We start from the raw sequence: 14654 nt of genomic DNA, 5'->3' as shown, positions 1-14654 counted from the left end.
GCGCCAGCCTTATAACACAAGCTTTACGACCGCGCGGCCGGCTTTCGGCTGGAACGCAGTAATCGTGATTTCCGCACCCTTGCGCGCCTGCACCAGCCAGCGCAGGGTATGGGTCAGCGGCGCGTGCGCGCCGGTGGTGACTTCACAGGAACGATACTCGGCGTTGACGCCGGAATAGCCTTCCAGATCGCCGATTTCCGTAATTGCCTGACCGGCGATGAAGCTATCAATCTGTCCCTGCAGCGAAACCTTGACCGGTCTGGCCGTCCCCAGAAGCTTCGCTTCCCGGCTCAAATAGGTCGGCAGATAGCCATCGTTGGAAATCGTGACGGTCACTTCCGCCAGATCCGCGCCCAGCCAGTTCACGTTTGTCTTGTCGATCGCCAGCTGCGGCAGCGACTGAGCGTAGCGCAGGCAGAACTTCGTCGTTTTTTCCACTTCCTGCAATAAGAACGCATTCGGACAGTTTTCCTCAGTAAATTTCAGATTCAGTCCGCCGATTTCCACTAATCCCAGCTGCGGATGTTGATACGGCGTCCAGGCTTCCATGCTTTCCGGGGCGTTTTCCGCGCACCACGCCAGCACCTTCGCCATCGTGTCCAGACATTCCGCTTCGCTTTTGGCGTCGCGGCGATCCCAGTCGATCTTGCAGCCGGCCCGTTCCAACAGATTCCACAGTTCCAGCGTATAGGCAGGAATGCCCTGATCCTGGAAGCACCAGTCGTCAAACGCGCCGGAGGAATAATTTTCCTGATCCGTCATGAAATGATCGAAAATGTTGATTGCCGGATAGCCCATTTCTTCCGTCGCCATCGCCGCGATCTCGCGCAGCCGGCGCATATCGTCGGGATCCGCGCTCTTTTCCGGGCGGGTTCCCGGCGGATACAGAATCACGCCGCCGCTGGTATGATGCGTTGCGACCGCGCCGATGTTGTGATGGGCCAGGACAAAATCCACTACCGCTTTGTTTTCCGGATTGCTTAACGGGTAAGCCCCGGCCCCGGCCTGGCGGGATTCATGGAACCAGCCGAACGGATAGTTGCGGTTGAAGTCCAGTCCCCATAAGGTGGGAGCCGGCTGAATCTCATTGCCGTTGGCGCCCTTCAGCACGCCTTCACTGACGACCGTGTAGAACTCGCCTTCGCGCTCGTCCGGCTTGCGTTTTTCCATTAACTGCGGGTGCGTCTTGCTGATCTTCCAGGCGCCGTGCTTGTCCTTGATCCGCATCATCCGGATCACGCCGTCCTGATCCATGTCTTCCGGCACTAAACCCGGCTGCTGCACCGGCGTCAGATACGGCCGGTCAGCGGAACGCAGGTCATACGGCGAAGTCAGATACACCTCGCTGCCGTCCACGCTGATCCGCGGGATGACATAGAACGTCAGGGTGTCCGCCAGCCGCGTCAGCTGGGCATCCTCGCCATAGTTTGTGCACAAGACGTCGAGCGTATGCAGCGCCGCCATCGAACCGGTCACTTCCCCGGCATGCGTATTGGCGTCGATATAGAACGCCGGCTTCGCCAGCGGATCGCCCGTCTGCTTATTGGTCAGCGTCAGCGCCCATACGTCGCGGTCCTTTTCACTCTTGCAGATCGATTCCATCGCAAGTAAATCCGGATGGTTTTTGACCAGCGTCTGCAGCGCTTCGGTCAGCTCGGAATAAGCATAGTAATGATCGTACTGAAAGGTTGTTTTCATTCGGACACCTCCATCTTTATTTTATATTCAGTCCTGCCCTGGCTTAGTCAGCTTGAATTCAACGATTTGCTCAGGCCGGCCGGTAATCCTATGATGCGCCAAAATCCTGTTTTTTTACAACACTTTGCTTAAGAATTCAATCGTTCGCGGATGGGTTGGATGATCGAAGATTTCCGCCGGACTGCCCTGTTCGGCGATCACGCCTTCATCCATAAACAACACGCGGTCACTGACCGACCGGGCAAAGCCCATTTCATGCGTGACGATCACACACGTCATGCCGCCTTCCGCCAGCTGCTGGATGACCTCCAGAACGTCCTTGACCATTTCCGGATCGAGCGCCGAGGTCGGTTCGTCGAACAACATGACGTCCGGCTCCATCGCCATCGCCCGCACGATCGCCAGCCGCTGCTTCTGACCGCCGGAGAGCTTGCGCGGATATTCGTGCGCCTTGTCCTCCAGGCCGACCTGCTTCAACAGCTTCATCGCTTTCTCTTCCGCTTCCTTCTGCGGAACCTTCTTTTCCAGCGTCGGGGTGATCGTGATGTTTTCCAGCACGGTTAAATGCGGGAAAACGTTGAAATGCTGGAACACCATGCCGATCTTCTGACGGTGGTGGTCGATATTGATCTTTTTGTCGGCAATGTCCACGCCTTCAAAGATGACCTGGCCGCTGGTCGGCTTTTCCAGCAGGTTCAGACACCGCAGAAACGTCGACTTGCCGCTGCCGGAGGGGCCGATGATCGAGACGACCTCGCCCTTATGAATCGTTTCGTTGATTCCTTTTAAAACTTCCAGCGATCCGAAATTCTTTTTCAGATCTTTGACTTCAATTAATTTTTCTCCTGCATTAATCACTGACGCTCATCCTCTTTTCCATATATTGAATGCCCTTCGATAAGACAAAGGTCACGACGAAGTAGATCGCGGCAATGATGATCAGCGGCTGCCAGGCATAGAACTTCGTGCTCATTAACAGCGTCCGCGTATACATCAGCTCGCCGATATAGAAGGTGGAAGCCAGCGAGGTTTCCTTGATCATCGTGACAAACTCGTTGCCCAGCGCCGGCAGGATATTCTTGACCGCCTGCGGCAGAATGATTTTCATCATCATGTGCCGGTTGGACATGCCCAGACTCTTGGCCGCCTCACTCTGGCCCTTGTCGACCGCCTGAATGCCGGAACGGATAATTTCCGCGACATAAGCCGAGCTGTTGAAGACCAGCGCGATGACGACGCAGGCATATTTGGACAGGTTCAGCCATGGGAAGGCCATTGGCAAAAAGAAGCGGAAGATATACAGCTGCACGAGAATCGGCGTGCCGCGCAGCACTTCGACATACACCGCCGTGATGAATTTCAGCAGCGGATTTTTCGACAGCTTGATAATCGCGATCAGCGCGCCGAAGATCGTGCCGAAGAAGACCGTGATTGCCGCCAGCTTCAAGGTTTCCCACAAGCCGCTCATGAAGATGCCGGAATTCTCCTGGAAGACCTGGATGACGCCCGGCGACTTCTTTGCGACGCCTTCGGAGCCATCGAATTCAATGCCCAGCTTGGAAGCCAGCGTCTTGGCTTCGTTTTTCCATTGTTCATACAGCCCCTTTTCGTTGATGTCCGCAATTATGTTGTTGATCGCGGCAATCAGCTCCGTTTCGCCTTTTTTGACGGCGAGTACGTTGCCGGCATGCTGATCTTCCAACGTCGTATCGAAGCGCGCATCCGCCAAGATCAGCGAATTGTCCTTGGATACATAGCCTTTGGCCACGTCGCAGTCGGAAGCCAGCGCATCCACCTTGTTGGTGGTTAAGCTCAGGATGCCGATGTCCATCGACGTGATCGTTTCCAGCGTCGCCTGTGGCAGCTGGGTCTGCACATAGTTTTCCTGCAATGAGCCGGCCTGCGCGGCGATCAGTTTCCCATCGAAGCTGGCCAGCTCCGGATACTTCTCCGCATCCACGCGGCGGATCATCAGCCCCTGACAGGCCGCTTCTCCGGTTTTGTTAAACCCGTCGGATAATTCAAAGGAATCCTCGCGGTCTTCCTTCCAGCCGAAACCGCTGATCGCCATGTCGCTTTCGCCCAGATCGACTGAGCTGAGCACCATCGCGAAGTCCATCGCCTGAATTTCCAGCTCGACGCCCAGCTGATCAGCGATGTACTGCGCCATCATGATGTCGGAGCCGACATACTGGTCCTGTCCTTTCCTGGAATCGTCGATAAACTCCTGCGGCGCAAAGTCCGGCGACGTCGCGACGATCAGTTTACCCCGCTGCAGGATTTCCTCCAGCCGGTTGGCGGGATTGCCCTGAGCCGGCTGTTCCTCCTCGGCCGCCAGCGACAATCCGGTTGTGATCCACAGGCAGAAAATCATAACGGCCAGGATCAGCATGTTCTTCATCTTTCTCATATTACCCCTCTTTTCCAAACAAAAAAGCCGTTCCTCTATCTAGGAACGACTCACATCGCGGTACCACCCTAGTTGCCGGAACAAAAACATCCGACCCCCTCGTTCGTTAACGCAGACTCACGTTTCAGACTACTGCTTTCATCTGAACTTCTCCCAGGTGCGCTTCGCTTTTGACAGTGCCGCCAAACTTTCACTCTGTTTTGGCTCGCTAATGGATATCTCAAGCTACTCTCCTGTTCACTGAATTTTGAATATGGATTCAGTTTAAGCGAAACTGAGACGGTTGTCAAGACGGAAATGAACTGCTTCGCGATAAAAAGAGAAATTTTACATCAATCATGTAACTTCTTACATTCTTTTTTTATTTGTCCGGCTGCGTTTATTTATCATAGATATGGGTGATGTTTTTCAACAGGATGGAAAGACTGCCGTCAGGATTAGTGATGAATTCCACATGGCTCTGATCGTGCATATAATCAATCGGCAAAACGATCGAAATCCCGCTGTCGGTCACCAGCTTCTGCTTTTTCAGCTTGGCGTCGTAGGCGGAGCTGGTCACAACCATCCGCTGCTGATCCAGACCACGGTCCTGCAGCTTCGCCTTCGCTTCAAACAGCGTCGAAGGATCGTCGACGTAGATTTCCTCAAAGACTTCCTCAAGGTTGACTTCTTCCTTTTCCTGCAGCGATTCTGCAACTTTCTGCTTGAACTCGACACGGCGGTTCATTTCGGTCAGATCGTCGCTGGGATGAATTTCCTGCACGATTTTCTGCGCCGCCTTGATCTTCTCCTTCGGCGTCATTTCAAATTGTTGATTTAGCAGCAGTTCCGAAAGCGGCGTAAAGCCTTTTTCCTTCTTTTCAATCAGCTGTGTCAGCCCGGTGAACAGATCGGTGCAGAACTCGAAGCTCACCCCGGCCGACGCGCCGGGCAGCGTCGTCTGGTATTCGACTAACTCCAGCCGGGTCTGGCGTTCATCCTGGCTGAGATGGTGAATCAGCGAGCTGCGGTAATCCAGAATTCCGACATATAAGCTTAAATGCCGGTCGATCTCCAGCAGCGCGAACAGAACATCCGCGCTCTGGCCGCCGTTGCTTTGGCGGTAGTTGAACAGCTTTTCCAGCAGCTGCAGCGTAAACTGGTAAAACGCCTGCCAGTCCGAGGCTTTCAGCACCTCATCCAGCTGGACCCCGCCGATGCTGGCCGTTGTGCTTGTGCGGCAGTGTTCGCTGCCCGTCAGACGCTGCAGCCGTTTTTCCAGATAGGTATTTAAAAAGTCCGTCGGTTCCAATTCCACCTGCGAAACCACAGGCATCCCCAGATTCATATCCAGGCTGTGCAGAATCGCGGTTTTTAATTCGATCGTTTCCACGAGCGATTCCTCCTTTATCCTGGGCTTAGTTTACCTTTTTTTCCGCAAAAAGAAAAGACATCTCGTTTCTGAAATGTCCTGCTTCCCCGTTTTACAGCTGCGTCATACCGCCGACGGCAGCGATGATTTCCTCGGTGTCCAGCGTGCTGAACCGGCTGCGGTTAAACCGGATCGTCTTCGACTGCATATCGACGATGACCGACAGATCCACGTTCATATAGAAACCCTTGACCAGACATGTGCGGATTGAATCCTTCGCCAGATCATGCTTGACGATCGCCAGACTTTCCACATCAGTATAGACTGGAATTCCCCGATCTTCCGAATACATCTGAAGTTCTTCCAGACGGATATAATCGACGACGAATGCGTCTAAATTCGCAATCCGGTCGGCGTACTCCAATAACTGTAAGGTCGCGTTTTCCTCCGCCATCAGCGGCACGGCATATTCTTCCACCAGCGTGTTGCCGATGATTTGTGTTTGTTTCTTATTCATCCTGCTCACCCATCCTGCTCCTTTACTTATCATCATTATACTATGTTTTAGGAAAAGTGAATATGCTGAATTGAATAATATCCTTATTTTTTTAATTTCGACAATGTTCGACATAGAAATGATCACAGCGCTTACATTTCCGTTATTTTCCTGCTTATTTAATTATGCTGAAAAGAGTGCCTTTTTCATGCCCGCAGCGATTTAAAAAGTCTGGAATCAAACTCGTTCCAGACCGGTTATCCTGATGAAAGTGACCGAAATCGAGATTGGAAATTTAATTCTGTCCTTCCAATCCGTCGATGAACGCCAGCACCTGCGCGACGTCCTGATCCGGCTTTACTTTGTCAAAACGCTTTAAGATGTTTCCCTGCTCGTCGATCACAAACGTCGTACGCGCCACGCCCATCACCTTTTTGCCATACATCATCTTTTCCTGCCAGACGCCATAAGCTTCGATCGCGATCCGTTCAGGATCGGAAAGCAGCGTAAAATTCAGGCTTTGCCTGGCGATGAATTTCTGATGGGATGACGCGGAGTCTTTGGAGATGCCGATCACCTTGAGATTCCGCGCGGCCAGTTCGGCAAAATGATCGCGATAGCTGCAAGCTTGCTTTGTGCAGCCCGGCGTGCTGTCCTTGGGATAAAAATAGACGACGACCTTCTGCCCCAGGAAGTCATGCAGCGCTACTTCGTTGCCCTCGCTGTCGTTCAGTTTGAAATTATATGCTTTTTCCATGATTGTTCGTCCTTTCTTTGTTTTTTTATTTTTGTCAGCTTTATCATACCCGTTTTTCCGGTTTCTGCCTACTCTGACGCCCGGATTTTCTGCTTCCTTTACCGTAATCAGAGGATATCCACGTAAACTTTTGAAGATAAAGAAAGGAATGGGTATCAGGAAAAGGAATATACAGCGAATACTTCATTGAATTTTGCGAAAAGAAAACAAAAGATGATGATATAATCAACTTGAAAAGACTGCCGATAAAAAGCTGAACTCTAATCCAGTTTTACTTACTGGCTGAGTTGATCGGTAACAGCTTTCACTCTAACTGGAGGTTAACAATGAAAAAAATCATCGTGGCTGCGGATTCCTTCAAAGGTTGTATGTCCAGCAGCGAGATCGGAGCGCACATTCAGACTGTGACGCATGAACTTCTTCCGGCGGCTGAAGTCACAGTTCTGCCGATTAGCGACGGAGGCGAAGGCTTAGTTGAAGCTGTCGTTAAAAACGGTGGCTTTCTCCGTCAGGAAGGGATGTTCTGCGATCCTCAGCGCCAGCCATGGAGCGCAGTCTGGGCCAGGAGGGGATCGGAAGCCGTGATTGAACTGGCTCAATGCAGCGGGCTGGGGTTATGCCAGCCCCGCAATCCTGCTCTGGCTTCAACCTACGGCACAGGTCTGCAAATCAAAGCGGCTTTAAACGCCGGATGCAAAACGATTTATCTGGGTCTGGGCGGCAGCGGCACGCATGATGGGGGATGCGGAATCGCGGCGGCTCTGGGCGTACGTTTTTCCCATCAGGGAAAAACCTTTCTGCCTACCGGTTTGACATTGGATCAAATCGAAGCGATCGACGTTTCCGGCTGTGAACTGCGAAACTTTGACGCACAGCTGATCTGCCTGTGCGACGTCGCAAATCCATTGTTCGGCAGTACCGGGGCAGCCCGGGTGTTCGCCCGGCAGAAAGGCGCAGATGAACGGCTGATCGGCCAGCTGGACCGCAGTACGGAAGCGCTGACGCGCAAAGTGGAAGCCTGGCAGGCCTGTTCCCTGGCAAATCTGCCGGGATTGGGCGCGGCCGGGGCCTGCGGTCTGATGTTGAAAGGGTTGTTCAACTGTGAAATCCGCAGCGGACTAAAACAGCTTTTACAATGGATGCGGCTGGACGAACAGCTGGCGGAAGCGGATCTGATCGTTACCGGCGAAGGCCGGATCGACGCGCAAAGTTTACAAGGCAAGGTCCCGCTGGGTATCCTTCGTCATGCTCAGCAGGCAAACGTACCGGTTCTGGCGGTATGCGGTCAGCTCGGTATGGCGAAAACAACGCTGCTGGAAGCTGGATTTTGCGATGTGCTCGTATTGCAGCAGCCGTCCATGAGCGAGCAGGAAAGCATCCTGCACGCCCCACAGCGGCTGCAGGAAGAATGGAGACTCTGGCTGAAACAGAATTTACCGCGGCAGGAACTGGCTGAAAAATCCGTCAGTGTGTCATAAGCGCAGTCAAGAACATTTTCCCGGACATTGGATTATGATAGAATAAGAAAAAGAGCCAAAAGAGGTATACCATGAAAATCCGTCATTACCCTGCCGCTCAGCGACAGAAAATTCAAGCGCTTTTAGACTTCAGCCGGCGGATGCTGCGCACCCAGCGGCAGACCTGCGTTAAAGCGTGCAGCTGGGACGTATCGGAAATTGTCCCCAACAAACCCTTGCCGCCATGGGAAATTTTTGCCGCGGAGGAGGATGACGGTCAGATCATCGGAGCTTTGGCGCTGGATCCTACCCGCTGGCAAATTGATTTGTTAGCGGTCCTGCAGCACCATCAGGGCGAAGGCTTATCCAGCGAACTGCTGCATCAGGCCCGCCGGTTCGCGAAAAAACATCATCATTTTGAGCTGCAGGTGATCGTCCTGATGCCCTCGCTGCCATTCTTTTTGAAAGAAGAATTTACGCTGATGTCCAGCGATCATCATCCGGTCCAGCTGCAGGAACGGTTCTTCATGCGGCAAACGTTGCGGCCGCGGCTGGTGCTGGCGGCGGAGCCCTTTGACGACGGCTGGGACGCCCGGGCGTTTAATGAGAGCCTGCAGGCGCTCGTACCGATTTCTCAATGCCAGTCGGTTTCCTGCAATCTAAGCGATGGACAACATGGATATGTCGACGCGCTGATTGGCCAGTCGGTCTGCCAGCGGGTGACCCTGCCCGTTGATCCGGCTTTCCCTGCCCGAAAAATCAGTTATGCCGTGCGGGGCAACAACGCGATTCTGGAACTTTCCGCGCTCGCTGATGAAACCAGTACCCGGCTTGGCGGTCACCTGATCCTTCATGCCCTCAACCAGGGCTGCCGCCGGTTTTATCTGATGCTCAGCAACGCCATACCGCAGGATGGCGGTTTGGGGATGCTGGAAGTGCTGGGCATGAAGTTTGTTTACGACGATCTGGGTGAAATCGTCCGGGCAGACGATCAGGAATTGAAGAAAACGCTGCGCGGATTGACGTTCATCGCGCTGTGCGATCCCAAGGATTTATACCGCAATGCCCTACCTGCTTCGCCGCTCATTCGCTGGCTGCAGCAAACTTCGTCCGCCGCCGAACCGGGTGCAGGCGCAGGTTATGGGCTGGGCTATACGATTCAGGTGCTGCTGCGCGGGAAATGTCAGGATGGCGTCGCTGCCTTGATGTCGACGATCGGTTTTCGAGAACGGCTGCGCCATGCGGACGCCTTGCTTTGCTTCCGCCAGAAATTCCTGTCGCCTTCCTCCTCCAGTTCCCTGCCTCAGGCTGCGGCAATCGCGCATCATGAAGACATGACGACCATCTTAGTGACGCCGGCAAAGACAAACGCCGCTCAGGCTGAAATTCTGGGCTTTGATCATGTCTTCAATCTGCCGGAAGGACCGTTAAGCGATCAGGATGTTCAAAAGACATTAAGCCGGATTCTTAACGAGCTGAACGGTTTATAGCCGGAATAGCGGTTCAATTTCATGAAATCTCCTTCCATCATGAAGGTGCTGCCCGGGAAACCGGGCATGGGATTCACTGACAATGCAATGACGTGGATCAGCCTGACTCTGGATCGTATCGCTGCGTGAAATTTCCGGCAGACTGCGCTCTGTCTCGTTTCGTCACAGATCGGAAAAGTCGGGAGGTGTCAGGTCCACGGCGATGATCCCCCCGTTTTCAACAGCCCCTTTGCCAGCCAGAATGTCTGGTTCGGTCAGAATCATCAGAATTCAAACGGTGCCTTCGTTCAATGCTGCTTCGAAGAACTGGTCATAATCGCCGAGGAATCGCCGGGATCGTCCAGATGGACAATCAACAACGCGTGCCCAGGGTGGGAATGTTCTTCGCTTGAAGCGCTGTTGGAAGCCGCGCGGCAAAACCTCGGGGTCACACTCCTGTCTCAGCCGCTGGCCCATCAGAAGATCGAAACCCGGCGCTTCACCCCCGTGATCGTCAGTGATTTCCGTTTAGAAAATTCTCTGTCGCAGCTTTGTCATAAACAAAAATACAAAACCCCGGCGATGCTCAAACGCATAAGACTGGCGGAAACGACGGCGCAGGACTGACGCAGGATGAAGGCTGAGAACAGCGCCGGGATCCGTGCTTTTCTATTTCATGGACGCCTTTGATGCCTTTGTTTTTGTGCATCCCTTGATAATGGAAGGGATAAAAACAGATAAAAGCCCCGCGGCTTTCGTTTCTGAAAGAACGGGGCTTTTCATTTTGATTTTCTTGATCCGTACCGGTTCTCGTTACAGGGAATACCGACGGATTCTAAATTTCTGCTTATTTGTTCGCTGCCGCGTTAGCGCCTGCGATCCGGCCGAAGACCATGATATCCGCAATCGCGTCGGAGCCTAAACGGTTGGTGCCGTGGATGCCGCCGGTTACTTCGCCAGCCGCATACAGATTTTCAATGACGTTGCCGTCAACATTGACCACCTGAGCTTCCGGATTGATCTTGATGCCGCCCATCGTGTGGTGGATTGCCGGAATCGACTTCATGATATAGTAAGGACCTTCGCCGAAGGCGATCAGATCGCCGCGCTTGTTGAATTCCTCATCCTTGCCCTTTTCGCAGTATTCGTTATACTTCGCGACGGTGGCCTTCAGGTTTTCCGCATCGATGCCGAAATGCGCTGCCGCTTCTTCGATCGTGTCGGCTTTTACCAACATGCCGCGTTCAATCAGATCATCATATTCGTTTTGATGCTGCTCGCGGACGCCGGAAGCGACCATCGAAGCTTCGTCCCAGAACAAATACGAGAAGCCGTCGGTGGTTTCCGTGACCGCTTTGGAGATGACGTCACGGCGTTCCAGTTCCTCAACGAACCGCTTGCCTTCCAGGTTGACTAAGATCGCACGGCCGTCCAGACGGACGTCGCCGACATACAGTAAGCGTCCGGTTTCCGCATCGCAGGTCGGATAAGTCTGGATCCATTCCATGTCGACCAGCTTCGCGCCGATCGCTTCCGCCATCGTGATGCCGTCGCCGGTCGATCCGACGCTGTTGGTGGACAGGATTTTTTCATCCATCATCGGGTTGTACTGCTTGCGCATTTCCAGATTGGAGCCAAAGCCGCCGGTCGCGATGATCACGCCGTTGTGAGCGGTGTAGGTCAGGGTCTGACCGTCATGCTGGGCTTCGACGCCGATCACTTTGCCCGCTTCGTCCTGGATCAATTTGGTCGCCGGCGTATCGGTCTGGATTTCGATGCCCAGCTCGTCGCATTTGGCCTTTAACTTCTGGATAGGTTCCACGCCGCTGGCGTTGAGCGGTACCAGACTGCGCTTGACAGAATGACCGCCGAAGAATAACATATTATCCTCAAACTGAACATGCACGTCGTCGCGCAGCCATTCCGCAGCGCTCAGGGCATTTTCAGCCAGAACCCGGACCACTTCCGGATCCGCGATATTGTCGCCGCCCTTCATGATGTCTTCATAGAACAGATCGACGGAATCCTCGATCCCTTCCTTTTCCTGCAGCCAGTTGCCCGGAGCGGCCATTTCCGCGCCGGAGATCAGCGTGTTGCCGCCGACCATCGGCATTTTTTCCAGCACGAGAACGCTCGCACCGTTTTCCTTTGCGGTGATCGCCGCCGCCATACCGGCTCCGCCTGCGCCTAAGACGATTACGTCGGCTTCGGTATTGACGTCCGCAGTTTTCGGCTCGTCGCTGGTCTTCGGCTGTTCCGCAGGCTTCTGCGAACAGGCGGTCAGGCTCAGCGCCATGACGCCCGCTAACGCCAGAAGAGTTACTTTCTTCATTTCTTTTTCCTCCCTTTGACAACATCACTTATTTGTGATTACATTAGCATTATAGCCCGGCAGGACTTGTTTGTATTTGCACAAATTTTCGAAAATTTGTACTTTATCAACCTGAGGTGATCCCCATGAAATTTAAAACCCGAATGATCGTGACATTCAGCGCGCTGATCACCGCCGCCTTTGCGGTTTTGATGAGCCTTGTATACCTGACCGTTTCCCACGCCAATCAACAGCTGGTCTCCTCCACCAGCGTCCAGCTGTTCGACGCCAAAGCCCGCGAAGCCGGCGACTGGCTGGCCCAGCGCGTCAGTGAACTGGAAATCATCGCGCTCAGCCCGGCGGTGCAGTCGATGGATTTTGACCGCATCCGGCCGTTTGTCGAAACGCTCAACGCCGACGTCGGGCAGCGCTATGGCAATCAATGGGGCACCTTCGCCATCGGCATGCGCGATGGGATCGGCTGGGTGGCCCAGGATAAGACGATCGACGTATCCGGTCGCGATTATTTTGAACGTGCAATGACCGGTGATGAACCATTTATTCTGAGCGAACCGGTCACTTCCAAGACCGACAACGCCCCGATCGCCCTGATCTGTTATCCGCTGCGCAAAGACGGTGTGCCGTATGGTTTTATCAACGGTGCGATCGCGCTCAACCGGCTGACGGAGCTGGCGCAGGGGATTGATTTCTATAACGGGATATCGTGGATTATGGACAGCGAGGGACGCAACTACACCGTGCTGCCGGAAGCGCTGAGCAGCGCGAAGCTGGCGCAGTTCGCCGAGCATCTGAAAGTGGATCCGCCGACATCCACCCGTTATGTCTCGGACGGCAGTTCGTTTTTCTACTTTACGCCGATCCCGATGACGGAGGATTGGTTTTTATGTACGCAGGTGCCGCGTTCCGTCTTGATGCAGAACACCTATTCTTTATTGGGAACGCTGGCGATGGTATGGATCGTCTTGTTAGGCGTGACGATCTTCGCGGCGATCCTGCTTTCCCGCACGATCAGCCGGCCGCTGGCTCAGCTGTGCGCCACCATGGACCAGGCCGGAACCGGCGATCTGAGCATCCGGGCAGAAGAACGGGGCGGTGATGAAATCGCAACGCTGGCCCGTTCCTTCAACAAGCTGACGGCCCAGATCCAGCGGCTGATGAACCAGCTGATCGATCAGGAAAAAGCAAAACGGCGGGCCGAGCTGCGGATCTTGCAAGCTCAGATCAACCCGCACTTTCTCTACAACACGCTCGATATGCTGCACTGGATGGCTTACGATCACAACGACGAAGACATGCTTCAGCTGATCAGCACGTTATCCAGCTTTTACCGGATTTCCCTGAGCCGCGGCGACGAGTTCATCCCCCTGCCGCGCGAGCTGGATCACGTCCGGTATTATCTGGAAATACAGAAAATGCGGTTTGCGGATCAGTTTGATTTCACGATTGAAGCTTCGCCTGAAACGCAATCGTTGTTAATGCTGAAGCTGCTGCTGCAGCCGCTGGCGGAAAACGCGGTTGCGCATGGCATCAAACCGTGCCCGCATCCGTGTACGCTGTCGATTCAGGCGCGCCGCCGCGGTGCGGACGTGGAAATTAAGGTCAGCGACAACGGTGTGGGAATGGACTCCGAAACGCTCGGCCAGCTGCGCCGGGCGTTCGACACGGGAAAAAGCAGTCTGGGCTTCGGCCTGGTCAACGTCCACCAGCGGATTCGTTTAACCTATGGCAAGGACTACGGACTGACGCTGGACAGCGCGAGCGGACAGGGCACGGTGGTTACAGTGCGGATTCCGGCAATTGAGGAGGATCATGATGTGGAAAGTATTAATTTGTGACGATGAAGCGATGACCCGGCGGGGCTTGACCAGGATGATCGGCCACTGCCGAAAGGATATGGAAGTGGTGGGCGCCGCGGCCCAGGGAGAGGAAGCGTGTGCGATGATCGAACAGCTGCGGCCGTCGATCGTCTTCATGGATATCAACATGCCGTTAGTCAGCGGACTGGAAGTCATTGAGCGCTACCATGAGGATCCGCGGCTGCGGTTTGTGATCATCTCCGGCTACAGCGACTTTGAATACGCGCAGAAAGCGTGCCGCTACCATGTCGTCGATTACTTGTTGAAGCCGGTCACCGAGGAACAGCTCAGCGCCGTGCTGGATCGCTGCGCGGCGATGCTCCAGCAGGAGATCACAACCTCCCGGATCGTGGTCCCGCAGCATCAGGACCGCCGGATGATCACACAGGTGCTGCAGGAAATTGATCGCCGGGCGACGGACAGCGAGTTTTCGCTCAATCAGCTCTCTGAACAATTTCACGTTTCCGCTTCCTATCTGTCGCGGATCATCAAAGAAGAAGTCAACTGTACGTTCAGCGAACTGATCAACGAAAAACGGCTGACGAAGGCGCGGACGATGCTGCTAAGTCCAGAGCCGTATCTGATGTGGGAAATCGCCGAACAGTGCGGCTTCACGTCGCAGCATTATTTCTGCCGGGTATTCAAAAACCGCTTCGGTCTCAGTCCCCAGCAATGCCGCCAGATGATGAAGGAAGAAAAACAAATATCAGAGGATTCCAATTATGAATGATCTTGAAAAAGCGCGTATTTTCTCCGTGCATCACAAAGCACAGTGACTTCAGGATCAGCGCTGCGGATGTTTCTGTTGTCTTGCCATTTTTGATCCCC

The 14654-nt window shown here is 54.0% G+C and carries 12 protein-coding genes and 1 other annotated feature; of the genes, 5 read left to right on the top strand and 7 right to left on the bottom strand.

Annotated elements, in window-relative coordinates:
* Window positions 1–9 precede the first annotated feature (9 nt).
* From I2G61_RS03165 to bcp, 6 genes are all read right to left on the bottom strand, one after another.
* The gene (locus I2G61_RS03165; RefSeq protein ID WP_195547890.1) at window positions 10–1698 is read right to left on the bottom strand and encodes a M14 family metallopeptidase; all 1689 of its coding nucleotides are present in this window, start codon (window positions 1696–1698) and stop codon (window positions 10–12) included.
* Between the two features lie 114 nt (window positions 1699–1812).
* Window positions 1813–2556, bottom strand: a complete 744-nt coding sequence (locus tag I2G61_RS03160; protein ID WP_370544611.1) for an amino acid ABC transporter ATP-binding protein — start codon at window positions 2554–2556, stop codon at window positions 1813–1815.
* Window positions 2549–4108 (bottom strand): ABC transporter substrate-binding protein/permease, encoded by a 1560-nt coding sequence (locus tag I2G61_RS03155; protein WP_195547889.1) that lies wholly within the window; start codon window positions 4106–4108, stop codon window positions 2549–2551. The genes I2G61_RS03160 and I2G61_RS03155 overlap by 8 nt, the downstream gene beginning before the upstream one ends.
* Window positions 4109–4146: 38 nt before the next feature.
* Window positions 4147–4358 (bottom strand) — a binding site (T-box leader).
* A gap of 129 nt (window positions 4359–4487) precedes the next feature.
* Entirely contained in the window at window positions 4488–5480 is a 993-nt protein-coding gene (locus I2G61_RS03150; RefSeq protein ID WP_072682852.1) for a nucleoid-associated protein, read from the bottom strand.
* Window positions 5481–5571: 91 nt separating this feature from the next.
* Complete coding sequence (locus I2G61_RS03145) at window positions 5572–5976, bottom strand: hypothetical protein (RefSeq protein ID WP_072682853.1); 405 nt, start codon at window positions 5974–5976, stop codon at window positions 5572–5574.
* A 274-nt stretch (window positions 5977–6250) separates the two neighbouring features.
* Complete coding sequence (gene bcp, locus I2G61_RS03140; protein ID WP_072682854.1) at window positions 6251–6712, bottom strand: thioredoxin-dependent thiol peroxidase; 462 nt, start codon at window positions 6710–6712, stop codon at window positions 6251–6253.
* A 326-nt stretch (window positions 6713–7038) separates the two neighbouring features.
* Here bcp and I2G61_RS03135 point away from each other — a divergent pair, with 326 nt between their 5' ends.
* From I2G61_RS03135 to I2G61_RS03125, 3 genes are all read left to right on the top strand, one after another.
* Complete coding sequence (locus I2G61_RS03135; RefSeq protein ID WP_072682855.1) at window positions 7039–8190, top strand: glycerate kinase; 1152 nt, start codon at window positions 7039–7041, stop codon at window positions 8188–8190.
* Window positions 8191–8261: 71 nt separating this feature from the next.
* Entirely contained in the window at window positions 8262–9659 is a 1398-nt protein-coding gene (locus tag I2G61_RS03130; RefSeq protein WP_072682856.1) for a GNAT family N-acetyltransferase, read from the top strand.
* A 168-nt stretch (window positions 9660–9827) separates the two neighbouring features.
* The gene (locus I2G61_RS03125) at window positions 9828–10265 is read left to right on the top strand and encodes a LysR substrate-binding domain-containing protein (protein ID WP_083538309.1); all 438 of its coding nucleotides are present in this window, start codon (window positions 9828–9830) and stop codon (window positions 10263–10265) included.
* Window positions 10266–10485: 220 nt separating this feature from the next.
* On the opposite strand, the gene I2G61_RS03120 is transcribed toward I2G61_RS03125, so the two are convergent.
* On the bottom strand, window positions 10486–11970 hold the full coding sequence (locus tag I2G61_RS03120) for a flavocytochrome c (protein ID WP_006057698.1): 1485 nt from the start codon (window positions 11968–11970) through the stop codon (window positions 10486–10488).
* Window positions 11971–12095: 125 nt separating this feature from the next.
* Between I2G61_RS03120 and I2G61_RS03115 the strand changes: the two genes are divergently transcribed.
* On the top strand, window positions 12096–13805 hold the full coding sequence (locus I2G61_RS03115; protein WP_072682858.1) for a sensor histidine kinase: 1710 nt from the start codon (window positions 12096–12098) through the stop codon (window positions 13803–13805).
* Window positions 13783–14556 (top strand): response regulator, encoded by a 774-nt coding sequence (locus I2G61_RS03110; RefSeq protein ID WP_072682859.1) that lies wholly within the window; start codon window positions 13783–13785, stop codon window positions 14554–14556. The genes I2G61_RS03115 and I2G61_RS03110 overlap by 23 nt, the downstream gene beginning before the upstream one ends.
* Window positions 14557–14654: the final 98 nt, after the last annotated feature.

This window comes from Holdemania sp. 1001095H_141210_F2, assembly GCF_015558105.1.
GTDB lineage: Bacteria > Bacillota_I > Bacilli_A > Erysipelotrichales > Erysipelotrichaceae > Holdemania.
This window is presented reverse-complemented; position numbering and strand designations above follow the sequence as displayed.

Excerpts from the sequence above, each read along its gene's own strand:
- I2G61_RS03165 (WP_195547890.1), bottom strand. The coding sequence starts at position 1,698 with ATGAAAACAACCTTTCAGTACGATCATTACTATGCTTATTCCGAGCTG.
- I2G61_RS03155 (WP_195547889.1), bottom strand. The coding sequence starts at position 4,108 with ATGAGAAAGATGAAGAACATGCTGATCCTGGCCGTTATGATTTTCTGC.
- I2G61_RS03145 (WP_072682853.1), bottom strand. The coding sequence starts at position 5,976 with ATGAATAAGAAACAAACACAAATCATCGGCAACACGCTGGTGGAAGAA.
- bcp (WP_072682854.1), bottom strand. The coding sequence starts at position 6,712 with ATGGAAAAAGCATATAATTTCAAACTGAACGACAGCGAGGGCAACGAA.
- I2G61_RS03135 (WP_072682855.1), top strand. The coding sequence starts at position 7,039 with ATGAAAAAAATCATCGTGGCTGCGGATTCCTTCAAAGGTTGTATGTCC.
- I2G61_RS03130 (WP_072682856.1), top strand. The coding sequence starts at position 8,262 with ATGAAAATCCGTCATTACCCTGCCGCTCAGCGACAGAAAATTCAAGCG.
- I2G61_RS03120 (WP_006057698.1), bottom strand. The coding sequence starts at position 11,970 with ATGAAGAAAGTAACTCTTCTGGCGTTAGCGGGCGTCATGGCGCTGAGC.
- I2G61_RS03115 (WP_072682858.1), top strand. The coding sequence starts at position 12,096 with ATGAAATTTAAAACCCGAATGATCGTGACATTCAGCGCGCTGATCACC.
- I2G61_RS03110 (WP_072682859.1), top strand. The coding sequence starts at position 13,783 with ATGTGGAAAGTATTAATTTGTGACGATGAAGCGATGACCCGGCGGGGC.